Raw genomic sequence first — 22665 nt, forward strand, 5'->3', positions numbered from 1 at the left:
ACGATCAACGAACTTTGCAATCGCCCTGACGGCAGCGGGGTTACCACTTCCATCTCCGTCGCCGACTGCAGCGCTTTGCGGGAACTGGCCCGCATCCCTTCCTGCAAGGACGGCGATGTCTTCCTCGCCGCCGGCTCGGACACCGAAGGACAAGGCAACGACGGGGCGATGGCACCGGGCACTGCCCTGCACATCGGCGATCAGCCGGAAGAGGGCGGGAAGCAGCCTGCGTCGTGGACCGTCCCCGCCTCGGCGCGTACCGTCCAGGCCCGTACGGATACCCTCGGCCTGCGCTACGGCGGCATCCTGGCCACCCCGTCGGCCGTCGACCCGGCACTGCTGCACGACGCCCGAAACGTGATTATGATGCGCGTCGACAGCACGGCCCCGGATGCGGCCGAGCATGTCCGCAACACTGCGGCCCGCATCGACCCGACGATTGCCGTGGACCACCAAAGCGAGGTGAAGGTCGACAAGGACTACGCCACAGTCCGGCGTGGCCTCTTCATCGCCTCGGTCATCACCCTCGCTGCCATCGGCGTCGGCATGATCGTCTCCATCCTGGAGCAACTGCGCGAGCGCAAACGGCTGTTGTCCATGTTCGTCGCCATCGGCACTCCCCGTTCCACCCTGGGCTGGTCGGTGCTGTGGCAGACGGCCGTCCCCGTGGCCCTGGGCCTGCCGATCGCCGTCGCAGGCGGCCTGGGCCTGGGATGGACGATGACCCGCATGGTCGGCGGCAGAGTTGAGGACTGGCTGGTCTTCCTGCCCACAGCGGGCGCCGCAGTCGGCATGGTCGCCCTGGTGACACTCGCCGGCCTGCCGGCGCTGTGGCGCATGATGCGCCCGGACGGCCTACGGGCCGAGTAGGCGGGCGCTCTGAACAGGTTCAGTACGCGGAGTTGACGTTGTCCATGGAACCGTACCGAGCGGCAGCGTAGTTGCAGGCGGCGGTGATGTTGGCGACGGGGTCGTAGATGTCCCACGAGGTGCCGTCGACGTGGTAGGCCTGGAAGGTGGGGTCGATGACCTGGAGCAGGCCCTTGGAAGGGATGCCGGCGGCGGCGTTGGAGTCCCAGAGATTGATGGCGCGGGGGTCGCCGCCGGACTCGCGCATGATGTTGCGGTGGATGCCCTCGTAGGAGCCGGGGATGCTCTTGGCCTGCATGACGTCCAGCGCCTCCCGGATCCAGCCGTCGAGGTTCGCGGGATAGGCCTTTTTCACCGGGGCGGACTCTCGTACGACGGGCAGGGCGGCCGATTCCCGGGCGATGCGGGCCTGTTCGGATTCCCGGGCGATGCGGGCCCGTTCGGTCTCCTCGGCCATGCGGGCCTGTTCGGCTTCCCGGACCACACGGTCCCGTTCGGTCTGCACTCGGGCCGTGGCCTGCACCCCGGCCTGCTGGGCCGCTGCACCGAGCAGTGCGGCCTCTTCGTCTTCGTGGGTATGCCCGAAGAACTGGGCGTTCCATGCGACCGGTCGGACGGTGGCAGCCCGCGTTTCGGCCTCGGCCGGAGCAGACATGAGAACGGGCACCGCCACAGTGGCACCGATGGCAACGGCACCGGCGACGGACAGGTTCCGGTGGATCCGGGGCAGGCGGGTGAAGGCGGAAATGAGATATCGCATAACAGGGCGGGCCCTTTCCTGAGGGAGCCGCCATTGTCAGCAGAAACGCAAAAGGACAGCAAAGGGCCTCGTGTACTACCTCCCATCGTTGCCGCACGGGGATCGTGCCGCGAGCCACGTTGTATCACTGCGGTGAATAGGGAGTGGATCTATCCGCACACGGTCGTAAGTGGTCCAGATCTCGTGGGCTGTTTCACATGGGGAAATTCTGTCGGTCACACGTCGTACCGAATTGTGTGACCGAAGCCCGGAGAGCGGTCAACTTTCGGCTTCTTTTTGAGCCGGGAGGTTCTGTTGTGTACAGGGCGGAAGCCTCAATCTGGAAGGCAGTGAATGACCGATTCTGGCTGCGACGTCGCTCTGCGCGTGTCCTGACCGTACAAGGAACCTCCATGGCATCACTCCCCACCAAGGACTCGGCCGAGCCGGACGGGCTGAAAGTCCCTGCGGAGGAGGGCAAGACCTTCTTCGGCCACCCGCGTGGTCTGGCCACGCTCTTCATGACGGAGCTGTGGGAGCGGTTCAGCTTCTACGGGATGAAGGCGCTCCTCGTCCTCTACCTGCTGGCCGGCGGCCCGGACGCCAAGTCCGGCAGCCAGGGCGGCGGTCTGGCGCTCCCCGAGGGCAGCGCCGTCGCGATCTACTCCGTGTACGTGGCGCTCGTCTACCTGCTCGCCATGCCCGGCGGCTGGTTCGGGGACCGCGTCTGGGGGCCGCGCAAGACCGTGGCCATCGGCGGCTGCGTCATCATGACGGGCCACCTGACCCTCGCCCTTCCCGGGCAAGCGTCGTTCTTCGTGGGACTGGCACTGGTCGCGATGGGCTCCGGGCTGCTCAAGTCCAACATCTCCACGATGGTCGGCCATCTCTACAAGGGCCCGAAGGACCCGCGCCGCGACGGCGGATTCACGATCTTCTACATGGGGATCAACATGGGCGGCTTCGCCGCCCCGCTGGTCATCGGCACCGTCGGCCAGACGGTCAACTGGCACCTGGGCTTCCTCCTCGCCGCGGCAGGCATGGCGATCGGCCTGGTCGTGTTCCTCGCCGGCACGCGCCACCTCAGCCCGCAGAGCAGCGTCGTCCCGACGCCGCTGCCGGCCGCGGAGCGCAACGCCTGGCTGAGCAAGGGCCTGATCTGGGCCGCGATCGCGGCGGTCTTCTACGGCGTGGTGGTCGCCACCGGTCACTTCACCATCAAGTGGGCACTGGTTCCCATCACGTTGCTGGGTCTGATCATCCCGGTTGCGGTGCTGGCGCGCATCAAGCGCGACAAGGATCTGAGCACGGCCGAGCAGTCCAAGATGTCCGGCTACATCTGGTTCTTCGTCGCGGCGGCCGTCTTCTGGATGATCTACGACCAGGGCGGCTCGACGATGTCGGCCTTCGCCGAGACGAAGACCGCGGACACGGTGCTGGGTATGGGCTTCCCGTCCACCTGGTTCCAGTCGCTCAACCCGCTGTTCGTCATGGCCCTGGCCCCGGTCTTCGCCTGGCTGTGGGTGTGGCTGGCCCGTAGGAACCAAGAGCCCAGCACCGTGGTCAAGTTCGCCATGGCCATGGTCCTCATCGGTGCCTCGTTCTTCGTCTTCGTCGTGCCGCTGTCCATGGCCGGCGGCGACACGAAGGCCAGCCCGATGTGGCTGGTGTCGATCTACATGATCCAGACGATCGGCGAACTCTGCCTCTCCCCGGTCGGCCTGTCGGTCACCACGAAGATGGCCCCGCAGAAGTACGCGGGCCAGATGATGGGCGTGTGGTTCCTCGCCGTCACCGCGGGAAACTGCATCACCAGCCTGCTGGCGCTCGGCGGAGTCGAGCCCAGCGGTACCGGGGTCATCGCGATGGAGGCGGTGCTGGCAACCATGGCGGGAATCGCAATCTTCATGTACCGCAAGAAGGTCAGCGCGCTCATGGGAGATGTCCACTAGCCCAGGCAACACGGCTCCCGCAGGGAGCCTGCGAGTGAATCCGCCGGCCGGCGTTCCCGGGGCTGTCATCAGCCCCGTGGAACGTCGGCCGGTTTCTTCTGTTCCGGGATTCCGGAATCTTTCTGAATCATCGTCGGATCCCCATGTGTCAACCTGAGTCGGGGAGTTGAGGGGGATGTCGGCTCATAGCCTTGTGCCACTCCCGAGACACGAAATCGCCGATTTGGCGTGCGTGTCGGCAACGCGAGAAGAGAGAGGCTGGCCCGAGTGGACACCAAGAAGATGAAGATGAAGATCCTTCTTGACAAGGTGACGTGCCGCGACACCGAGGACTCGAAGGGCACCGACGATCTCTACATCAGTGGAGGCGTCATCGCGGGTACCAAGGCGAACGAGTTCATGACGAGGCCCCGTTCGATCTGCGCCGGCCAGACCATGCTGTTCGCCGGCACCGACAGGGTGCTGTTCGACGGAGAACTCCCGAAGTTCGGGGACGTCGTCCTCGAACTGACGGCCTGGGACTCGGACTTGGGCGGTGACTGGGAGAAGAAGCAGAACGACGCGACGCGGCAGGCCCTCCGCGACGTGTTCAGCACGATCTCGAAGGTCTGTGCCCCGGCGATCGCGGTGGAATACTCCGGAACCGCAGTGGGGGATGCCATAGCGAAGTCGTCGCAGGTCACTCCCCCGAAGAAGGGCAAGGACGCCGATGCCGACGCCAAGCCCGGCAAGCCCGATCCGGCAGCCGTTGTTTCCGGTGTGAATGTTGCGGACGGTCTCGGAGCGGCCGCCGCCACCGCCGCCTCCATCGCTTTCGGCAAGGACGGGGTGGGCGCCCTTGTCGCACTTGCCAGTGCGGCTGTGACGGAGGTCGTCAAGCTCGACAAGGACGATCAGCTCGGCACCACCCTGCAGACCATCCCGGTGCAGGAATTCCGGGGAGACCAGGAGCTGATGAAGGACGGGGGTGTCAAGTCCTACCAGCAGACGTACAAGAGCTCGAAGTTCGCGTCCTCGTACGACTACACCATCCACTACTCGATCTACCTGGAGCCGTAACGGCCGAGGAACGGGCCGACCGGAACGTGCAGGCGGCTGTGGGCAATGCCTGCGGCCGCCTCAGGAGCAGTCACGAGTTGGCGAGCTTCTCACCCGTGCTTCTGCTCGTCTTCACGCAGGGTTCACGTGAGCGCGATCCGGTGGCTTCGGCACCCCAGGCGAAAGGCACTTCCATGACCAGGCCCCCGTCCGTCCTCCCGGACGTCGATTCCCTCATGGAAGCGCTGCACGCCTGCCGGGGAGCCTGGGACACCCCGGACCGCTCGGGCGACCCCGTGGATCTGCACGATCACGGCCTGCAGACAGCGCGTCTGCTGGAGCGGAACCATCCCGTGGACCTCGGGCTGCAGGTCGCCGGCCTGGTGCACGACCTCGGGCACCTGCTGCAGCCGGGGGACGACGCCGCACACGGGGACCACGCCGCAGCCGCGCTCCGGCCCCTGCTGGGCGAACGGGTCTCCCGGCTGGTGGCACTCCACATCCCCGCAAAGCGTTATCTGGCCGCTACCGCCCCGCACCGGGGACTGTCCGCGCAGAGTGCCCTGACGTTGCGGAGTCAGGGCGGGCCGATGACGGAGGCGGAAGCTGCGGCCTTCCGCCGCGATCCTCTGCACCGCGCGGCACTGGCACTGCGCGAGGCCGACGACGCGGGCAAGGTGGTCGGGCTGGACGTGGGGACGATGGACTCCTGGCGGCCGGTGATCGAGGCCGTTGCGCTCCGCGCAACCCGAGCCTCGACCTGAGCACGCCAACTGTGGGATATCCCACGATATTTGGATCGACCCCGTCAATACTGGTAACCCGTTAGTTATGTCCCCGAAAACGCATATACCCAGTCACCGAAAGCCCCGTCGCCCCGCGTTGCAGTCGTGGGCCGTCCGCACGGGCGTTGCCGGTGGTGTCCTCAGCACGCTGGCCGTCACCGGATCCGCTACTGCCACGGCAGCCGAGAAGCCTGCCGAAAAAACCATGGAGATGCCGTCGTTCGACATCGGTCTCTCCGCCTCCATCGCACAGAGCGCCGCCGCCACGCAGCAGGTCGCCGCCGACTACCAGGCCCGCGCGCAGGTGGAAGAAGCGACCAAGCAGGCCAAGGCCGACGCGAAGAAGGCCGCTGACAAGGCCAAGGAGGAGGCCGAGCGCAAGGCCGAGGCCGAACGCAAGACCGCCGAGGTCGAGAAGAAGCGCGAGCAGGCGAAGGAAGCCGAGCAGAACCGCGCCTCGTCGGACAACAGCTCGGACAAGAGCTCGGGCAGCAAGTCGGACCAGAAGAAGTCCGGGTCCACGCCGTCGTCCTCGTCCGACTCCTCGTCCTCTGCAACCGGCAGCGCCGCGTCCATGCTGTCGTTCCTCAAGAACCAGGTCGGCAAGTCCTACGTCATGGGCGGCACCGGCGCCTCCGGCTCGTTCGACTGCTCCGGCCTCGTCATGGCCGCGTACAAGCAGGTCGGCGTCGACCTTCCGCGCGTCTCCGGCGCCCAGTCGACGGCAGGCCGCCAGGTGAGCCTGAACAACCTCAAGCCCGGCGACATCCTGTACTGGGGTTCCGCAGGCAGCGCGTACCACGTCGCCGTCTACATCGGCGGCGGCAAGTTCATCGGCGCGCAGAACCCGAGCACGGGTGTCGTGGAGCGCGACATGAAGTGGGACATGCCGACCGGCGCGGTCCGCGTGCTGTAACCGCTGCGCACGTCCTGCGGTCGGCCGTGCCGGGAGCGAGCGGTACGCTCCCGGCTCATCCGTGCCGGACGCCGGGCAGTTCCACCGTCACCGTCAGCCCGCCGGCCGGGTTCGGCGTCGCACCGGCCCGGCCCTCGTGGGCGTGGGCGATGGCCTGGACGATGGACAGGCCCAGCCCCTCGCCCTGATCGCCGAGCCGGTCCCGGCCCCTGCCCCGGCGGAAGGGCTCGAAGAGGCTCTCCACCTCGGCCTGTTCGACGACAGGGCCGGTGTTGGAGACACTCAGCCCGGCCGGCGTCACACTCACGCGCACGTCGCCGCCCGGCACGTTGTAGAGCACGGCATTGCGCAGCAGGTTGGCGACCAGCCGGCCGGTCATGACGCGGTCGCCGCGCATCGTGCGCCGGCCGCCGTCGACGGCGGTGCGCACGTTGCGTTCGCGGGCGATCTCCTGCACGGCCGCGAGTTCCTCGTCGACGACCTCCCGCAGGTCGAAGGTCTCGTACGTCTCGATGCCCCGCTCCCCGCGGGCGAGCAACAGCAGCCCGTCGAGAAGCCGTTCACTGCGGCGGTTGGCCTGCAGCAGACGTTCACGCACGTCCGCCAGCTCCTCCGGGCTCGGATTCTCCAGGCCGATCTGCAGGGCGGCGCGCTGGCCCGCCAGGGGAGTGCGCAGCTCGTGCGAGGCGTTGGCGATGAACCGGCGTTGGCTGTCGAACGCGGCGTCGAGCCGCGACAGCAACGCGTCGAAGGTGTCGGCAAGTTCCTTGAGCTCGTCCTGCGGGCCTTCCAGGGCGATGCGCTCGTGCAGGTTCTGCTGGGAGACGCGGCGGGCCCTGGCGGTCATCGCGTGGACGGGGCGCAGGACGCGTCCTGCGGTCCACCAGCCGACGGCGACCGCCAGGACGGCGGTGACCAGCAGGGCGAGCGCCGACCAGATGAGGACCTGGCGGGAGGCGGCGTTGCTCACATCCTCGGTGAGGGCGATGACGCCCTGCGGGGTGCCCGGCTCCGGGGACGGGCCGAGGGAGGGGAAACCGCCTGGGCCCGACGGTGACGGCTTGAGCACGATGCTGCCTGCCAGGTGCCGTGCCGAGGCCCGGGTCCCGGCGCGGGAGAGGACGTACACGAGCCCGAGCAGCAGGGCGCCCAACGCCACGAACACCGCTCCGTACACCAGCGCGATGCGGCTGCGCACCGTACGGGCGCGCAGCCGCAGGAACCACGGGAAACGGCTCACAGGCGGTACCCGATGCCGTGGACCGTGGTGATGAGCGGCGGGTCGCCGAGTTTGGCGCGCAGTTTGCTCATGGTCACCTGGACCGCCGTGGTGAACGGGTCCGCATGCTCGTCCCACGCCTGTGCCAGGAGGTCCTCCGTACTGACCGGCGCGCCGTCGGCCGTTAGCAGGATGCGCAGAACCGCGAACTCCTTCGGCGTGAGCTTCAACGGCCGCCCGTCACGGGTCGCGGTGTGGCGGACGGTGTCCAGAGCGATGCCGCTGCGGTGCAGGACGGGGGGTGTCATCGGTGCGCTGCGGCGGCCGAGGGCCTTCACCCGGGCGATCAGCTCGGGGTATTCGAAGGGTTTGGTCAGGTAGTCGTCGGCGCCCAGGTTCAGCCCCTCCACCAGATCCTCCATGGCGGCTGCCGCGGTGAGCATCAGGATGCGGGTGCGCGCCCCGGACGCGGCCAGCCGGGCCGCCACCTCGTCACCGTGCGTGCCGGGCAGGTCCCGGTCCAGCAGCAGCACGTCGTAGTCGCCCACTTCCAGGCTGAACAAGGCCGCGTCACCGTCGTGGACGGTGTCCACGACGAAGCCGTGCCGGATCAGCCCCCGAGTGATCATGTCTGCCGTCATCGGGTCGTCCTCGGCCACGAGAACGCGCGTCATGGGCTCCTCTTTCGTCCGTCCGCGTCTTCCATGCTGTTCCGCGGGTCGCTCTACGTCGCGCCGAGCGCCGCCGTCGGCGCGAGGCGTGCCGCCCGGACCGCCGGATAGAGGCCGGCGACCCCGCCGATGACGAGGGTCGCGCCGATCCCGCCCGCCATCACCCACAGCGGCACCACCGCCGGCCAGCCCTGCACGAGCGCGTAGGCGGCCGTCACCCCGGAACCGATGACCACTCCTGCGGCCCCGCCCAGTGCGGACAGCAGCAGCGACTCTGTCAGGAACTGCGCGCACACCTGGCCCTGGGTGGCGCCCAGCGACCGGCGCAGGCCCACTTCGCCGCGCCGTTCGAGCACGGAGATGACCATCGTGTTGGCCACGCCGATGCCGCCGACGAGCAGAGCCACCGAGCCGAGGCCGACGAGCAGTCCGGTGAAGGCCTTGTCGCCGGCCTGCTGGGCGGCGAGGGCGTCCGAGGGGCGGGAGACCTCCACCCCGCTCGGGTCCTCCGGGTTCGCGGTGGCGGCGAGCAGCGAGCGTGCCGCGTCCACGCGGGTCTTGACCGCCCGGGTGTAGACGGTGGTCGGGTGCCCGTCGAAGCCCAGGTGCTCCTTCGCGCTCTCCCAGCCGACGAGGGCCGCGGTGTCCAGCTCCGGCGCGAGCGGCGCCGGTGCCAGGATGCCGGTGACGGTGAACCACTGGCCGCCCAGCCAGACCTGCTGCCCCGGGCCGGTCACGCCGAGCCGCTTCGCCGTCTCGGCGCCCAGGACCGTGGCGGGCAGCTTCGCGGTGGCGTCGTTGAACCACGCACCGCGGACGATGTCCGCGCCGACCGTCTCCGGCAGGTCCCGGCGCGCTGCGAAGGTGCTGATGCCGCCGGACTGCTCGGCGGGGACCTTGTCGTTGCGGTAGGTCTTCACCCCGTCGACCTTGCCGATGGCGGACGCGGTCTCCACGTCCTTGATCCGGCGGATCATGTCGGCGGAACCGTAGGGGAGTTGGACGTCCTTGCCGCTGCTGAGGTCCTTGCCCGGCGAGACGGTCAGCAGATTGGTGCCGAGTGCGTCGAGTGTGCGGTCCAGCTCGGCCCGGCTGGAGCTGGAGATGCCGACGGTGGCCACCATGGCGGCGATGCCGACGGCGATGCCCAGCGCCGACAGGAACACGCGTACCGGGCGGGTGCGCAGTCCGAAGCCGCCGACGCGCACGACGTCCCGGGGCGAGAGGCGCGAGGGGGTCAGCATGCGCTCTCCAACCGCCCGGCGGGAGCCGCCGAGTCGTGCTGTACGAGGCCGTCGAGCATGACGACCTGCCGCGGCAGGCTCTCGGCGATGTCCCGGTCGTGGGTGATCACGAGGACCGTCGTGCCCGCCGCATTCAGTTCGCGCAGCAGGTCCATGACCGCCTTCCCGGATGCGGAGTCCAGCGCGCCCGTCGGCTCGTCGGCGAGCAGCAGGGCCGGCTCGCCGACCAGGGCCCGCGCGATGGCCACGCGCTGCTTCTGCCCGCCGGACAGCTCCCCGGGCCGGTGGTGCAGCCGGTCGCCCAGCCCCACCCGGTCCAGGACGGCGGCTGCGCGCCGGCGTCGCTCGCCCAGGGCGACGCCGTTGTACAGCAGCCCGTCGGCGACGTTGTCGAGGGCACTGACGCCCTCCGCGAGGTGGAACTGCTGGAAGACGAAACCGATGCTCTGCGCCCGCAGCGCCGACAACTGCCGGTCCGACAGCCCCGCGACGTCGTGGCCGTCGATGGCCACGCGGCCGGAGGTGGGGCGGTCCAGCGTGCCGATGACGTTCAGCATGGTCGACTTGCCCGAGCCGGACGGGCCGACAATGGCCGTCGACTCGCCACGCTGTACCGTCAGATCGACCCCGCCCAGGGCGACGACTCCGGGATACTCGCGTGTCACGCCTGCGAGTTCGACGACGGGAACGGCCGTATTCACTGCGGCACCGCCACCTTCATCCCGGCGCGCAGGTCCGCGCCCTTCACCTCGACCCGTCCGTTGGTGAACATCCCGAGTTCGACAGGGACCGTGCGGGTTGTTCCGTCCTCGACGACTTCCAGCCCGTACCCGCCGCCGGAGCGCGCCACCAGTGCGGTGACCGGGACGTGGAAGACGTCCTTGCGGACATCGCTGGTGAAGTTCACATCGACGGTGGCGTTCTGCAGGTCGCCCAACGCCTTCTGGTCCTTGATGTCGACGGTCACCTTGACCTCGGTCTTCTTCTTGTCATTGCCGGACCCCGGCGCACTGCCGCCGCCCGAGTCGCCGGCTGTGTCGGAGGACACCGTCTCCGTCCCGGCGATACGGCCCTTGACGGCCTTTCCGCTCGGCAGCACGACGTCCACGCTGTCGCCCTTGCGGGCCAGCTTCTGGTCGGAGAGCGGCAGCATGGCCGTGACCGACCGTTCCCTGCCCGTGCAGGTCAGGATCGTCTCCGCCGCCGAGCCGCCCTTCTGGGCCTTGAGTTCGCCGATGCGGACCGCGTCGGACACGAAGACGACAAGTCCCTTCTCCACCGCACCGGTCACCTTGAGCCCGCGGCTCTTCTGCCAGGCCTTCACCGCGGCGGTCGTCCCGCTGGTGTACGTGTCACCGAACGGTGCCGCATAACCGAGTGCGCGCAGGTTGGCGTTGAGCTGCTCGACGTCCGGTCCCTCGTCGCCCTGTTTGAGGTCCCGGTACATCGGGGTGCTGCCGTACAGGGCAGTCACCGGACGGTTGTCCACCTTGTACAGCGTCTCGCCGCGGGCGATCGTGTCACCGGACTTCGGCAGCCAGGTCACCGTGCCCTGCAGCATGCCGCGCAGGGAGGTGGGGGCGGCGTGGGCCAGGGTGCCCGGCACGGTCTTGGTGGCAGCCAGATCGCCCTTGGCCACGGCGGCGGTCGAGGGCCGGGCCCCCTGTTCGCTTGCCGCCCTGCTGCCGTTGTTCCCGGAGACGACCACGGCTGTCCCGACCGCCCCGAGTACGACGACGGTCGCCACTGCTGCCACCGTACGGCCGCGGCGGCGGGGGCTCCGGCGTTCTCGTTCTTCGGTCGCGTCCGTCACTTCGGCACGTCCATACGCTCACTGTTGAGCTTGCTGTGGCACTTGGCGTCGGCATCCTTGAACCGCTGTGTGTCCTGTGTGCCGTCCTGCGGGAACTCGAGGGTGCCGTTCTCGTCCGGGTCGGGCATGTTCGCGACGCCGTTGTCACGCATGCACTTGGCGTAGTCGCGTCCCTGCGCTGCCCACTTCTTCTTGTTGGCGTCCGTGGCGCGGTTTCCGTCGGGGAAGAACTTCTGGCACTTCTTGAATGCGGCATCCGCCTTGGCCTGGTCCGTGCCCTGCGGTATCAGACCCAGCGGCTGATCGGGCTTGGGGTCCTCGACCTGAACGCCTGCATCACGCATGCACGAAGCCCACTGGAGACCCTTGCTCTTCCCGTCGCCGTCGTCGGCCTTGTCCTTCGTGTCACCGTCGCTGCATGCGGTGAGCAGAAGTACGGCCGCCACGATGCCCGTTGCCGCGGCGTGCACTCGCATTCCGGTCTTCCGGCCCATCTCGTCCCCTCGGAGTCGCGGGCGGCTCTCCGACCGCCCTGCTGCTCCTCCAGGTGTACGGAACCGGCCCTTTCGACAACCTTTCGCACGGACCGGTGCGAGACGGGTGGTGAGAGGCCGCGCAGTGGCCGGACCGCAATCGATGCCGTTCGTCCGGCCCGGGCCACTGCGCGGTGGCTGCCCGCGGCCGTGCCGGGAGACCCGGCCGCGGGCAGGCGGGGCGTGCGACGGGGCCACTCGTCGCCGCACGCGGGGCCGGACACCGATTGCCCCTGCTGCAGTGCCGGCCGCGCAGAAAAGTTAACGGCACTCCGGGACGCCCGAGCCCCTTCCAAAGTCTCTTCACGGCGGAAAGAAGTTGACAGTCGACAGCAGAGGATGATCCGACTTCGACGGCTGCGCGCGACCCGGCAGATGACAGCGATGGGGGGTACGGTCCGTCCGGACCGTCCCCCCCATCATGCGGCGCCGGCTGCGTGCCGGCTCAGCGTTGCGGGGCGAGTCTGCCCCACTTCAGCTGGAGTATCTCGTCCGAGGCCTTGGCGACGTCGCGCGAGTGGGTCACGACGATCACGCACTTGCCCTGCTCGTGCGCCAGCTTCCGGAACACCTCGACGATGCCGGACGCGGTCTCGTGGTCGAGGCTTCCCGTGGGCTCGTCGGCGCACAGGACGTCCACCTCGCAGGCGAGCGCGCGGGCGATGGCCACCCGCTGCTGCTGGCCTCCGGAGAGCTGGAGGGTCCTGCGGTCCTGGTCCTCGGCCTCGATGCCCAGCAGGTCCAGGAGCTCCCTGGCGCGCTGCTTCCTGCGGACGCCCTTCACACCGGTGATCTCCATCGCGGAGGTGATGTTCTGGACCGCGGTCATGTACGTGAGCAGGTTCAGCGACTGGAAGACCGTTGCCACATGCCTATTGCGGTACCGGCCGAGACCGAGCTCGGTGACGCTGCGGCCCCGGAAGCGGACCGAGCCCGAGGTGGGCGTGTCCAGGCCGCTGGCCAGGGACAGCAACGTCGTCTTGCCGCTGCCGGAGGAACCGACGACCGCGTACATGCGCCCCGCTTCGAAGGAGTGGCTCACCCCCTTCAGGACGGCACGCTTGCCGCTGCGGGTGGGGAACGAGCGGGTGAGGTCGGCGAGTTCGAGCACGGGGGGCTGTGCGGACACGGTCAGTCTCCCTTGACGAGGATGTCGCGCGGGTTGAGGCGCAGGACGCGGGTGCCGGGGATGAGGGTGGCCAGAGCGGCGATGCCGAGACCGGTGGCGCCGACCTTGCCGATGTCGGCCATGCCGAGCCTGACGTCGATCCTGTCGATGGGGTCCACGTCCGGGTCGGCCCCGGACTTCCCGCCCTGCGGCGCGCCGCCCGGCCCCGTGACGGTGCTGAGATCGTGGCCGCTGTCCGCGTTCGCGGCGTCGTCCTTGGCGGAGGAGACCTCGCCGGCCAGCAGCCAGTTGCCGACCCCCTGGGACAGGAACTGGCTGCCCGCTGCGGAGAGTCCGATCGCCAGCAGTGCGCAGGCGGTGACCTCGACGAGGTGCTGGCCCAGCAGCTTCGGCTTCTTCTCGCCGAGGGAGAGCAGGATGCCGAGCTCCTTGCGCCGCTCGCGCAGCGAGGAGGCGACGATCAGGGCGAGGATGGCGGTGCCGGCGACGGCGACGAGCCAGACGGTGACGGTGGCGAAGCCGGCGGTCTTGGTGATCGGGCCGACCAGGGTCTTGTACTGCTTGTCGTTGACGCTCAGCGGGAAGATCTTCAAGTCCGCCCCGGCCGCCTCGGCGTCCTTCTTCAGCCGGTCGATGTCTGCGGGGTCGCCCAGGGTGAACGTGGCCTGCTTGACGGTCGCTCCGTCGGCCGGGGACTTGCCGAGCAGCCGGGTGGCGCCTTCCGGCGTGAGGTAGAGCTGATTGGCAGGGTCCATCATCGCCGGTACGTATTTGCCGGTGTCGGCGGTGCTGTTCTTGTAGATCCCGGCGACGGTGAACTCGAATTCACTGGTGTTCGGCTTCTCTCCCGGCGGCGGCAGTTCGCCGACCTTGAGCTTGATCTTGTCGCCGACCTTCAGCTTGTTCTGCTTGGCCAGGCGCTCCTCGATCACGACTGCATCGCCGTTCGAGCGTGGGCCGATGCCGACTCCGTCGACGATCTTCGAGTCGCCGTTGCGGAACGCTCCGACGGAGTTCAGATCGCGGACGCCGTCCGCCTTGAACAGGTCGGTGCCCTGGGTGTCCTGCCCGGGCGGCGGGGGAACAGGCTGGTAGAGCTTGGCGCCATCCGTGGGAGCGGCTCCGGATTCCGTCGTGTAGTTGCACTGCTTCACGACCGGCGACTTGCAGATCTTGTCCACGAGACTGCGGTGCAGATCACCTTCCTTGCCGATGACGCCGGGGGTGGCGCCTCCGCCCTGCGACTCCATTTTCCCGGATGCCATAAGGGCGTTCACATCCAGCTGCATCGTGGCAACGGCCCCCACACGCTGCTTGGCGTCGGCTGCGGCACGTGCCGCAGCCGACTGGATGAGGAAGCCGGACAGGACCAGTGTGCAGATGACGAAGAACAGCCCGACCAGCATCAAGGATTTCCCCGGATGGCCGCTGAGCCGCCACCATGCCCGTTTGAAAAGATTCATCGCTACTCCCGGTGAGCGGACGCGTCCCGAACAGGAATGAACCCTAGGAAAGGCGGGTTTTGAACGGTGTTCGAGATGTCCGGCCCGGGTCGGCCGGCTCATACACGAATCAAACACGTCGTCGTGCCGGGCCTTTGTGGATACTGGCAATGCAGGTCCCGGACGTGCGGTGCAGGGATCGTTCAGGACCGGGCAACCGGGAAAACTCATGGAATTCTCAGGAAGAGGAAGAGGTAACGGCTCGTGCGTGTGCTGGTGGTCGAGGACGAGGAGTACATGGCACGGGTCCTGGAGATAGGACTCCGGCGGGAGGGAATCGCGGCGGACGTCGTGCACGACGGCGCGACCGCCCTCGAACGGCTGGCGGTGTACGACTACGACGCGGTGCTGCTCGACCGCGACGTGCCGGGCGTCCACGGCGACGAGGTCTGCCGGCACATCATCGACCGGGGACTGAGCTGCCGGATCCTGATGCTGACGGCCGCGGGCCGGCTCGGCGACAGGGTCGACGGACTCGGCCTGGGCGCCGACGACTACCTGGCCAAGCCGTTCGACTTCCCCGAACTGGTGGCCAGACTACGAGTGTTGTACCGGCGCACCCCCATGGCCCATCCGCCCGTGCTCGCCTTCGCCGACCTCACCTTCGACACGCACCGCCGTCACGTCCTGCGCGGAGGCACCGAGATCCGCCTCGCACCGAAGGAACTGACCGTCCTGGAACTGCTCATGCGCGCCGACGGCGGAGTGCTCAGCACCGAATACCTGCTGGACAAGGCCTGGGACGCCCGGACCGATCCCCGTACCAACGCGGTACGCCTGGTCGTCCACACACTGCGCAGGAAACTCGGTGAGCCACAGCTGGTGCACACAGCCGTCAGCGCCGGCTACTACCTGGGGTCCGCGTGAGGGCTTCCGAGCTGCGCGGGCGGGTGGGGGCCCGGTTCAAGAGCCTTCGGGACATGGGCAGAGCGCGTCGGAAACTGGGTATTCGCGGCAGGCTGTTCCTGTGGTTCGGCGTCGTCCTGGGCGCCTCGGGGGCGCTGATGGTCGCCGTCATCTATGTGGGCATCCGCTTCATCCCGACCTACGACCTGACCACGACTGTCAACAGGCCCGCCGACGGCTCGGGCCCGATGCACGCACCGCCGAGGACACCCGGCGAGCAGTCCCGGACACAGGGATCTCCGGTACTCACCGAGGCCGAGGAAAAGACCGACGGCAAGGTGCGTACGAAGGAGGACGTCTGGGCGACCGTGCTCACCGTGGCGGTCACCGGCATGCTGCTGGTGATGGTGACGGGACTGGTCGCGTGCTGGTTCCTCACCCGGCGGCTGCTGGCCCCCTTGCACACCATCGGCCAGGCGGCGGCGAAGGCCAAGGACGGCGACCTGAAGAGCCGCATCAATGCCGACGGCCCGGACGACGAACTCAGGCAGCTGGCCGACACCTTCGACGCCATGCTGGTCCGCATCGAGGAGTCCTTCGCCGCCCATCAGCGCTTCGCGGCGAACGCCTCGCACGAACTCCTCACTCCGCTGGCCACCACCCGCGCGATCCTCCAGGTGGCGACGAAGGACACTTCCGGTGAGGAATTCGCCGAACTCGCCCCGATGCTCGTCGAGACGAACGAACGCAACATCACCATCGTCAAGGCGCTCCTCGAACTGGCCTCGGCCGACCATGCGCCGTTCGATGCCGACCCCGTGGACCTGGCGGCCCTCGCGGTGCGCGCCGCTGACGAACGGGTTTCCCGAGCCGCCGCGGAGGGCCTCGGGCTCCATGTCGAGGCGGATGCGGGCGAGTGCATCGTCAGCGGCAACAGCACACTGCTGCGGCAGTTGGTGCTGAACCTGCTCGACAATGCTCTCACCCACAATGTCCCGGACGGCTCGGTGCACCTTTCGGTCCACCGCAGTGCGGCCGTGGTGCTGGAAGTCGTCAACACCGGGACGCCGGTCGACGAAGAACTCGTCGACCGGCTCTTCGAACCGTTCTACCGGCTACGGACGCGACTGGCCGACGGCCGTTCCGGCCACGGGCTCGGACTGGCCATCGTCCGCTCCATCACCGTGGCCCACCACGGCACTGTCACCGCCGGAGCCAATGCGGGGGGAGGGCTCACGGTAAGGGTCGAGTTGCCGCCGTATGGAGAGACGCCCGCAGGTCTGTAGCCGGCCGGGCTCAGTGGATCGGGACGATCCGGCCCACGGACTCCTTGGCGCACGTGGGGTTGGGGAAGTGCGGGTTGTTGACCACGATCAGACCGTTCCACCTGCCCATGACCTCGATGTCCACCGGGTCGGTGTCGGGCTCCTTGCAGGAAGGGTGGTCTCCGGGGCGCAGCGTCGACATGTCTCCATGGACCTTGCGCAGTTCGACACACGCCGTGCGCGCGTCCGGGTGGGTACCGCCGTTCGGGCCGCATGTCAGGTAGTAGCCGTAGACGTCGTCCCCGTGGTACACGGTCATGCCGAGATCGGCAGACGGAGCCTTTGGCGAAGCGGCCTGGGCCGGGGTGACCGCGGCCATGGTGAGGGCCGCGACGGCAATGCCGACGAGCGATATACAACGGCCGGTTCTGGTACGGCGAATGGACATGGAATCTCCTTGTGAGGGACGCGTGGAATGCGCCCCGCTCGACGTGATTCCCGGATCTGTGGATCGCGGGCGGTCCTGATCACATCACCCGCGCCATGGCCTGTCGATAGATGTCGGCAGGGAAATAAAGGAGACAACTTTCGTCTGGCGAAGGTCTTCAGTCGATCAAACTTCGGCTGACTGAACGTCAACTTGAAGCTTTTTATCAGGAGTCGAGTGCCACCGTTCCGATGGACTTGGTCTCCGCGTTACGGCGTGTCTTGGCCCACCCGGAGCGGCCGGTGACCAGTCGCCCGAACGCCTTCCACGCGATGACGTAGGTGAAGAAGACGTACGCCGTGAACGAAATTCCCCAGCCGAAGGCCTGCCGACGGGTCGCGCCCGCCTCGCATCTGCTGCGGTAGAGGAATCCCCAGATCGTGAACTCGCCTATGCCCACGACGGCATACAGGGCGATCGCCACGGCCCCGCCCGAGCGTAGATATTCCGCCGTCAACTCCGGGTAGCGGAAGGCGTTGTCGGCGAAGACGAGGATCGGCACTGGGTAGACGAGGGTGCCCAGGATCTGCATCCAGGGCTGGCACAGGAAGTAGGTGATCTCCAGGACGCTGAGGTTGCCCAGCTTGCGGGAGCGCCAGATCCGGGGCAGGTAGCGCATGCACTGCATCGTGCCCTGGGCCCAGCGGGCGCGCTGGGTGAGGAAGCGGGCTAGGTTCCAGGGGGCTTCCTGGTCGACCCAGGCCGCCGTGGTGTAGCCGTTGCGCCAGCCGGCCAGCAGCAGGTGCAGGCCGAGCTCGAAGTCCTCCAGCAGTGAGCCGCGCCACGGTGCCTTGTCCGCCCCGGCTATCTCGTCCAACGCCGAGAGTCGGGTGAGCTGGCCGTTGCCGCCGATGTTCACGGTACGGCTGTGGCGGCGGGCGGTCTGGATGGCGGAGATGGGCCCACGGAACTCCAGGTCCTGCATCCGTACGAAGGTACGGGCCACGAGGTTCTGGCACCGTTTCCACGGGCCGCGACGACGACGTCTGCTGCCGCCCGCTCTGTGGCGCGAGACCACTCTGCGGCGCCCGGAGTCCAGGGGAGTGCGATCGTGCCGGTTGATCATGCGGACCTCGACCTGGACTGCGGCTATGCGTGGATCGCCGTACAGGCCCGGGCCCGCGCATACCCGTAGCAGGTTCCCCGAGGGCCGCCCGTCAGCGTCCACGATGCAGACGATGACCTGGTCGCGGGAGAAGCGGGCGGGCATCCAGGTGTCCAGGTCGCGGTAGGCACGGTTGAGGGCGTCGCCCTTGCCGGTCCTGGCCTCGGGGCGGCGCCGCTGGATCAGGTGCACCCCCTCGTCGCGCCGGGCCCGTTCCAGGACCAGGGCCGCGGTGGCGTCTTCGGAGTCGTCGTCGACCACCCAGACATGGGCCTGAGGAAAAGTCCGCCGGAGATAGTCGACGGTGCCGCCGATCACCGCCTCCTCGTCCCGGCACGGAACCACGAAGTGCCAGAAGTAGGGGTCCGGGTCCCCTTCGGGCAGCGGCTTGTCCCGCACGAAGGGGACGATGATCGCCACGACGTAGGCGAGGAACGACACGCCCATGACGAGCGAGACGACCGTGCAGATGCCGAGAAGCGTCGTCAAGGTCGCTGAACCTTCCCGTCTCTGGGACGGTTCATCGAAGGTCAGCCACGGGAGTTCTTGACCCGGCTGTAGCGGCACAGCAGTAGGCCGCCCAGACAGAGGACCACCGCGGCGGCCAGGACGGCGAATGCGGGTCCGGCGCCGGTCCGCGCCAGCACCACACCGGTCGTGACCCCACCGCCGCCCGTGGCCAGGAGACCGCCCGTGAGCGAACCGGAACCATACATTTTCCAAGACCTCCAAGAGAGTTGCGCGGGCGGACGGATACCGCCCGGCGTTGCAGCGGTCAGGCTGCGGGGCGGCCGACGAGGAGCTTGCGCAGGACCGCGGCACAGGCGGCGGCGGCCGTATCGTCACCGAACGGACTCGTCGCCCGGGCCATGGCCGCGTACGCGTCCTCGTCCCGCAACAGCCGATCGGCCTCGGCGACGATCCTGCGCTGGTCCGTGCCCACCAGAGCGGCCACTCCGGCCTCGACGGCCTCCACACGTTCGGTGGTCTCCCGCGTCACGAGGACCGGGACGCCGAACACCGGTGCCTCCTCCTGGATGCCGCCCGAGTCCGTGATGGCCAGCGTGGCGAGCGAGAGCAGCCGCACGAAGACCTCGTACGGCATGGGGCCGAGGAGATGGATGTTGGGCCTCTCGCCCAACTCCGCGGCGACGGAACGCCGTACGGCCGGGTTCATGTGGGTGGCCACGACGAACTCCGTCCCGGGATGGTGTGCGGCCAAGGTGTCCACGGCCCCGGCCACGCGTCGGATCGGCTCGCCCCAGGACTCCCGCCGGTGCGCGGTCACCAGCACGATGGGCCGCCCGCCGTCGGCCACGCTCCCGAGCGGCCCGTCGGGGAACGGGGCACCGAGGCCCGCGATCCATCGCACGGCGTTCACCACGGTGTTGCCGGTGACGTGGACGGTGCCGGGCGCTATGCCCTCGGCGTGGAGGCGGCCCGCAGCGTGGTGCGTGGGCGCCAGGTGAACGGCGGCGATACCCGCGATCAGCCGGCGGTTCCCCTCCTCTGGAAAGGGGCTGTTCAGGTCGCCGGTGCGCAGACCGGCTTCCAGATGGGCGACCGGCACTCCGTGCAGAAACGCCGCATAGGCGCCTGCGGCGGCCGACACCGTGTCCCCTTGCACCACCACGAGATCGGCGGGGTGCCGCGTGAGCACGTCCCCGAGGCCGCCGATCACGGCAGCGGCCAGCCCCGGCAGCCCGCCCGTGCGCTCGATGCGCAGGAAATGGGACGGTTCCAGGCCGAATCGCTCCAGTGTGTGCAGCACCACCTCGTCGTGCTGTCCGGTGACCACGATGCGCGGGACGGCCCAGTCCGAGGAAGCGAGTTCACGGGCCAGCGGCGCGATCTTGATGGCTTCTGGCCGCGTGCCTGCCACCAGCACGATCTCATGCACAGTGGTCACCTTTCCTCGACTACCCGTCAGCCTTGTTTTGCCGGGCACCGGTTCAGCCTGGCACCGGGCCAACCGCCCGCTCTGCAGCGAAGGTTGACGGTGGCAAGTGGAAGTCGACGGCCGATCGGCTGATTCGGTCGTCTTCCGTCGTGCGCGCGAAGGGTCGATCACCCTTCGGAGGGAATTCCATCCGTTCGGTTATTGACGCCGACCCCGGGCGAATGCGAAGTGCATGGCGAATTCCCCCGTCGGGTCTTCTCTTTATGTCGCCGTGCTACTTTCCTGATTCGATCCGACATGTCCGGTGATGCGAAGCGAAGGCGAGTGACTGACGTATGGGCCGAGCCGACGAGCGACGCCGGCGGCGCGGTGTGCGCCGGGGCACTCCGAAAGCCGGGAAGAGAGCGGGCAAGAAGGGCATACGCAGGCTCTTCACCTGGAAGAAGCTCCTCGGCACCGCCTTCGGGCTGTGTCTGCTGGGCATGGGAGCCCTCTACGCCCTCTACACGATGGTGCCGATTCCCGAGGCGAATGCGATGGCCCAGCGCCAGAACAACGTCTACAAGTTCTCCGACGGCAAGGTCCTGGCCCGTACCGGGCAGATCAACCGGGACATCGTCGGCCTGGAACAGATCCCCAAGCCCGTCCAGGACGCCTTCGTCGCGGCCGAGAACATGTCCTTCTACGAGGACAACGGGGTGGACTTCAAGGGCATCGTCCGCGGGCTGTGGAACACCGTCTCCGGCAAGGGCAAGCAGGGCGGCTCGACCATCACCCAGCAGTACGTCAAGAACTTCTACCTGAACCAGGACCAGACGGTCACGCGAAAGCTCAAGGAACTGGTGATCTCCCTCAAGGTCGACCAGCGCCACGAGAAGAGCGAGATACTCGCCGGCTACATCAACACCAGCTATTACGGGCGTGGCGCCTACGGCATCCAGGCCGCGGCGAAGGCGTACTACGGTGTTGATTCGTCCAAGCTCACCGTCGAGCAGGGTGCCTATCTCGCCGCGCTGCTCCAGGCTCCGAGCCATTACGACTGGGCCGTCGCGTCGGACACCGGGAAGAAGCTGGTCACCGAACGCTGGAACTACGTGCTCGACAACGCGGTGAAAATGGGAGTGATCGACGCGGGCCGGCGTTCCGCCATGAAATTCCCGACGCCGGGCGGCCCCAGGCCGGACCCGGGCACGGAGGGCCGGACGGGCTACCTGGTGCAGGCAGCCAATGCCGAGATGCGCAAACAGGGCATCAGTGAGGAGCAGTTGTACCAGGGTGGGTGGACCATCACTCTCCACATCGACCGGAAGAAGCAGAAGCTCCTCGAGGACGCCGTCGAAGCGGAACTGACCGGCAAGCTCGACCCCAAGAAGAAGGCCGACCAGGACGTGCAGGTCGGCGCGGTCTCGGTGGACCCGAAGACCGGTGTGGTCCTCGCGCTCTACGGCGGACACGACTTCGCCAAGCACCAGCTCAGCAATGCGACCAACGCCACCTACCAGCCCGGTTCCACCTTCAAACCGATCGTTTTCGCCTCCGCCCTGGACAACGGTTCCAAGACCCACGACGGCAAACAGATCGACGCCCGCACGATCTACAACGGCAACAGCGAGGTCCCCGTCAAGGGCGCCGAAGGGGCCGGTTACGCCCCGCCCAACCTGGACGACGAGTCCCACGGCCCCGTCTCCGTCCAGCAGGCCATGAACCAATCGGTCAACAGTGTCTTCGCGCAGATGGGTGTGGACGTGGGCCTCAAGCAGGTCCAGGACGATGCCTTCGAACTCGGCATCGCCGGTATGAAACAGCAGAAGGCGCATCCCGCCATGTCGCTCGGCGCCTACGGCGCCAGCCCCATGGAGATGGCCGGTGCGTACGCCACACTCGGCAACCACGGCAAGAAGGTCACCCCGACGGTCGTCAAGAACGCCGAGCACTCGGCGCGTACGTACGAACCCCAGGAAGGAACGGGGGACCAGGTGATCAGCCGGGAGGCGGCGGACGCCGTCACCCGGGTGCTCACCGGCGTGGTGAACGACGGTACGGCCCGAAAGTCAGTGGCAGAGGCCAAGAACCGGCAAGGCAGGCAGGTGGCCGGCAAGACCGGCACGTCCGACGACAACAAGTCGGCCTGGTTCGTCGGATACACGCCGAACCTGGTCACCTCGGTCGGCCTGTGGGGTGAGGCGGCCGAGCCCCGCCAGGTCAAGGAGGACGGCAAGGAACGCCTCGTCCCCAAGGGCGGACAGGTCTCCATCGCGGGCGCGGCCGACAGCACGCGCAGAGTGGCCGGCGGCGGCATCCCGGCCAGGATCTGGTCGGCTTACACCTTCGAAGCGGTGCAGGGGGACAATGCCGAGTTCGACCTTGAGGTCGGCGACGGTTCCGATGCCGGCCCGGCCCCGTCGGCCAGGCCGAGTGCGCCGCCCTCGGTGCCGTCGGAGGAAGCGCCCGCGCCGTCCTCGGCGCCTCCGACGCACACCCCGGCTCCCCGGCCGACCGTTCCGACGGACCCTCCCGTACGGACGCCGCCACCCCGCCCGACACCCCCGCCGACCGCACCGACGCCCACGCCCGTCGATCCCCCGCCGACGGGGCCCGAGGGTCCCAATTGACCGGGATATTCCGGACCGTTGCGTGTCCGCCTGTCCGCC

General features: G+C 68.2%; 21 protein-coding genes. 8 read left to right on the plus strand and 13 right to left on the minus strand.

What is annotated here, in order from left to right; genetic code table 11:
* Positions 1-870: FtsX-like permease family protein (locus tag ACLHRZ_RS12700; protein WP_490418475.1), on the plus strand; the 870-nt coding region annotated here is incomplete at its 5' end.
* A gap of 19 nt (positions 871-889) precedes the next feature.
* Here the strand turns inward: ACLHRZ_RS12700 and ACLHRZ_RS12705 are convergent.
* Positions 890-1630 carry a transglycosylase SLT domain-containing protein gene (locus ACLHRZ_RS12705; protein ID WP_490418476.1) on the minus strand — a complete coding sequence of 247 codons (741 nt, stop codon included), beginning with the start codon at positions 1628-1630 and terminating at the stop codon, positions 890-892.
* A gap of 392 nt (positions 1631-2022) precedes the next feature.
* On the opposite strand from ACLHRZ_RS12705, the gene ACLHRZ_RS12710 reads away from it, so the two are divergent.
* The 4 genes from ACLHRZ_RS12710 (at position 2023) to ACLHRZ_RS12725 (ending at position 6300) form a co-directional block, all read left to right on the plus strand.
* Positions 2023-3561 carry a peptide MFS transporter gene (locus tag ACLHRZ_RS12710; protein WP_490418477.1) on the plus strand — a complete coding sequence of 513 codons (1539 nt, stop codon included), beginning with the start codon at positions 2023-2025 and terminating at the stop codon, positions 3559-3561.
* A gap of 288 nt (positions 3562-3849) precedes the next feature.
* On the plus strand, positions 3850-4620 hold the full coding sequence (locus ACLHRZ_RS12715; RefSeq protein ID WP_490418478.1) for a hypothetical protein: 771 nt from the start codon (positions 3850-3852) through the stop codon (positions 4618-4620).
* Between the two features lie 173 nt (positions 4621-4793).
* Complete coding sequence (locus tag ACLHRZ_RS12720) at positions 4794-5363, plus strand: HD domain-containing protein (protein ID WP_490418479.1); 570 nt, start codon at positions 4794-4796, stop codon at positions 5361-5363.
* A gap of 67 nt (positions 5364-5430) precedes the next feature.
* Complete coding sequence (locus tag ACLHRZ_RS12725; RefSeq protein WP_490418480.1) at positions 5431-6300, plus strand: C40 family peptidase; 870 nt, start codon at positions 5431-5433, stop codon at positions 6298-6300.
* A 55-nt stretch (positions 6301-6355) separates the two neighbouring features.
* Here the strand turns inward: ACLHRZ_RS12725 and ACLHRZ_RS12730 are convergent, their stop codons facing one another.
* The 8 genes from ACLHRZ_RS12730 to ACLHRZ_RS12765 form a co-directional block, all read right to left on the minus strand.
* On the minus strand, positions 6356-7540 hold the full coding sequence (locus ACLHRZ_RS12730; RefSeq protein WP_490418481.1) for a sensor histidine kinase: 1185 nt from the start codon (positions 7538-7540) through the stop codon (positions 6356-6358).
* A complete protein-coding gene (locus ACLHRZ_RS12735) occupies positions 7537-8193 on the minus strand; it encodes a response regulator transcription factor (RefSeq protein WP_490418482.1) in 657 nt (218 codons plus the stop codon). Before ACLHRZ_RS12735 ends, ACLHRZ_RS12730 begins: the two co-directional genes overlap by 4 nt.
* A gap of 50 nt (positions 8194-8243) precedes the next feature.
* Entirely contained in the window at positions 8244-9434 is a 1191-nt protein-coding gene (locus tag ACLHRZ_RS12740; protein WP_490418483.1) for an ABC transporter permease, read from the minus strand.
* The gene (locus ACLHRZ_RS12745) at positions 9428-10135 is read right to left on the minus strand and encodes an ABC transporter ATP-binding protein (protein ID WP_490418484.1); all 708 of its coding nucleotides are present in this window, start codon (positions 10133-10135) and stop codon (positions 9428-9430) included. Before ACLHRZ_RS12745 ends, ACLHRZ_RS12740 begins: the two co-directional genes overlap by 7 nt.
* Entirely contained in the window at positions 10132-11181 is a 1050-nt protein-coding gene (locus tag ACLHRZ_RS12750; RefSeq protein WP_490418485.1) for a peptidoglycan-binding protein, read from the minus strand. The genes ACLHRZ_RS12745 and ACLHRZ_RS12750 overlap by 4 nt, the downstream gene beginning before the upstream one ends.
* 62 nt (positions 11182-11243) lie before the next feature.
* Positions 11244-11741: a hypothetical protein gene (locus ACLHRZ_RS12755; protein ID WP_490418486.1), complete on the minus strand. Its 498-nt coding sequence runs from the start codon at positions 11739-11741 to the stop codon at positions 11244-11246.
* A 484-nt stretch (positions 11742-12225) separates the two neighbouring features.
* Positions 12226-12909 carry an ABC transporter ATP-binding protein gene (locus ACLHRZ_RS12760; RefSeq protein ID WP_490418487.1) on the minus strand — a complete coding sequence of 228 codons (684 nt, stop codon included), beginning with the start codon at positions 12907-12909 and terminating at the stop codon, positions 12226-12228.
* A 2-nt stretch (positions 12910-12911) separates the two neighbouring features.
* Complete coding sequence (locus tag ACLHRZ_RS12765; RefSeq protein ID WP_490418488.1) at positions 12912-14372, minus strand: ABC transporter permease; 1461 nt, start codon at positions 14370-14372, stop codon at positions 12912-12914.
* Positions 14373-14615: 243 nt separating this feature from the next.
* Between ACLHRZ_RS12765 and ACLHRZ_RS12770 the strand changes: the two genes are divergently transcribed.
* Together ACLHRZ_RS12770 and ACLHRZ_RS12775 are read left to right on the plus strand one after the other, a co-directional pair.
* The gene (locus ACLHRZ_RS12770) at positions 14616-15278 is read left to right on the plus strand and encodes a response regulator transcription factor (protein WP_490418489.1); all 663 of its coding nucleotides are present in this window, start codon (positions 14616-14618) and stop codon (positions 15276-15278) included.
* Positions 15279-15331: 53 nt separating this feature from the next.
* A complete protein-coding gene (locus ACLHRZ_RS12775; RefSeq protein WP_490418490.1) occupies positions 15332-16543 on the plus strand; it encodes a sensor histidine kinase in 1212 nt (403 codons plus the stop codon).
* Between the two features lie 10 nt (positions 16544-16553).
* Here ACLHRZ_RS12775 and ACLHRZ_RS12780 read toward each other — a convergent pair whose 3' ends face one another.
* The 4 genes from ACLHRZ_RS12780 to wecB form a co-directional block, all read right to left on the minus strand.
* Positions 16554-16970: an SSI family serine proteinase inhibitor gene (locus ACLHRZ_RS12780; RefSeq protein WP_490418491.1), complete on the minus strand. Its 417-nt coding sequence runs from the start codon at positions 16968-16970 to the stop codon at positions 16554-16556.
* 205 nt (positions 16971-17175) lie between these two features.
* Entirely contained in the window at positions 17176-18603 is a 1428-nt protein-coding gene (locus ACLHRZ_RS12785; protein ID WP_490418492.1) for an XrtP-associated glycosyltransferase, read from the minus strand.
* A 41-nt stretch (positions 18604-18644) separates the two neighbouring features.
* Positions 18645-18830, minus strand: a complete 186-nt coding sequence (locus tag ACLHRZ_RS12790) for a hypothetical protein (protein ID WP_490418493.1) — start codon at positions 18828-18830, stop codon at positions 18645-18647.
* Between the two features lie 59 nt (positions 18831-18889).
* Positions 18890-20023: a non-hydrolyzing UDP-N-acetylglucosamine 2-epimerase gene (gene wecB / locus ACLHRZ_RS12795; protein ID WP_490418494.1), complete on the minus strand. Its 1134-nt coding sequence runs from the start codon at positions 20021-20023 to the stop codon at positions 18890-18892.
* Between the two features lie 326 nt (positions 20024-20349).
* Between wecB and ACLHRZ_RS12800 the strand changes: the two genes are divergently transcribed.
* Positions 20350-22626 carry a transglycosylase domain-containing protein gene (locus tag ACLHRZ_RS12800; protein WP_490418495.1) on the plus strand — a complete coding sequence of 759 codons (2277 nt, stop codon included), beginning with the start codon at positions 20350-20352 and terminating at the stop codon, positions 22624-22626.
* Positions 22627-22665: the final 39 nt, after the last annotated feature.

The sequence above is a fragment of the Streptomyces sp. AM25 genome (assembly GCF_058146165.1).

Excerpts from the sequence above, each read along its gene's own strand:
- ACLHRZ_RS12775 (WP_490418490.1), top strand. The coding sequence starts at position 15,332 with ATGGGCAGAGCGCGTCGGAAACTGGGTATTCGCGGCAGGCTGTTCCTG.
- ACLHRZ_RS12705 (WP_490418476.1), bottom strand. The coding sequence starts at position 1,630 with ATGCGATATCTCATTTCCGCCTTCACCCGCCTGCCCCGGATCCACCGG.
- ACLHRZ_RS12765 (WP_490418488.1), bottom strand. The coding sequence starts at position 14,372 with ATGAATCTTTTCAAACGGGCATGGTGGCGGCTCAGCGGCCATCCGGGG.
- ACLHRZ_RS12780 (WP_490418491.1), bottom strand. The coding sequence starts at position 16,970 with ATGTCCATTCGCCGTACCAGAACCGGCCGTTGTATATCGCTCGTCGGC.
- ACLHRZ_RS12790 (WP_490418493.1), bottom strand. The coding sequence starts at position 18,830 with ATGTATGGTTCCGGTTCGCTCACGGGCGGTCTCCTGGCCACGGGCGGC.
- ACLHRZ_RS12720 (WP_490418479.1), top strand. The coding sequence starts at position 4,794 with ATGACCAGGCCCCCGTCCGTCCTCCCGGACGTCGATTCCCTCATGGAA.
- ACLHRZ_RS12715 (WP_490418478.1), top strand. The coding sequence starts at position 3,850 with ATGAAGATCCTTCTTGACAAGGTGACGTGCCGCGACACCGAGGACTCG.
- ACLHRZ_RS12710 (WP_490418477.1), top strand. The coding sequence starts at position 2,023 with ATGGCATCACTCCCCACCAAGGACTCGGCCGAGCCGGACGGGCTGAAA.
- ACLHRZ_RS12755 (WP_490418486.1), bottom strand. The coding sequence starts at position 11,741 with ATGGGCCGGAAGACCGGAATGCGAGTGCACGCCGCGGCAACGGGCATC.
- ACLHRZ_RS12800 (WP_490418495.1), top strand. The coding sequence starts at position 20,350 with ATGGGCCGAGCCGACGAGCGACGCCGGCGGCGCGGTGTGCGCCGGGGC.
- ACLHRZ_RS12735 (WP_490418482.1), bottom strand. The coding sequence starts at position 8,193 with ATGACGCGCGTTCTCGTGGCCGAGGACGACCCGATGACGGCAGACATG.
- ACLHRZ_RS12740 (WP_490418483.1), bottom strand. The coding sequence starts at position 9,434 with ATGCTGACCCCCTCGCGCCTCTCGCCCCGGGACGTCGTGCGCGTCGGC.
- ACLHRZ_RS12725 (WP_490418480.1), top strand. The coding sequence starts at position 5,431 with ATGTCCCCGAAAACGCATATACCCAGTCACCGAAAGCCCCGTCGCCCC.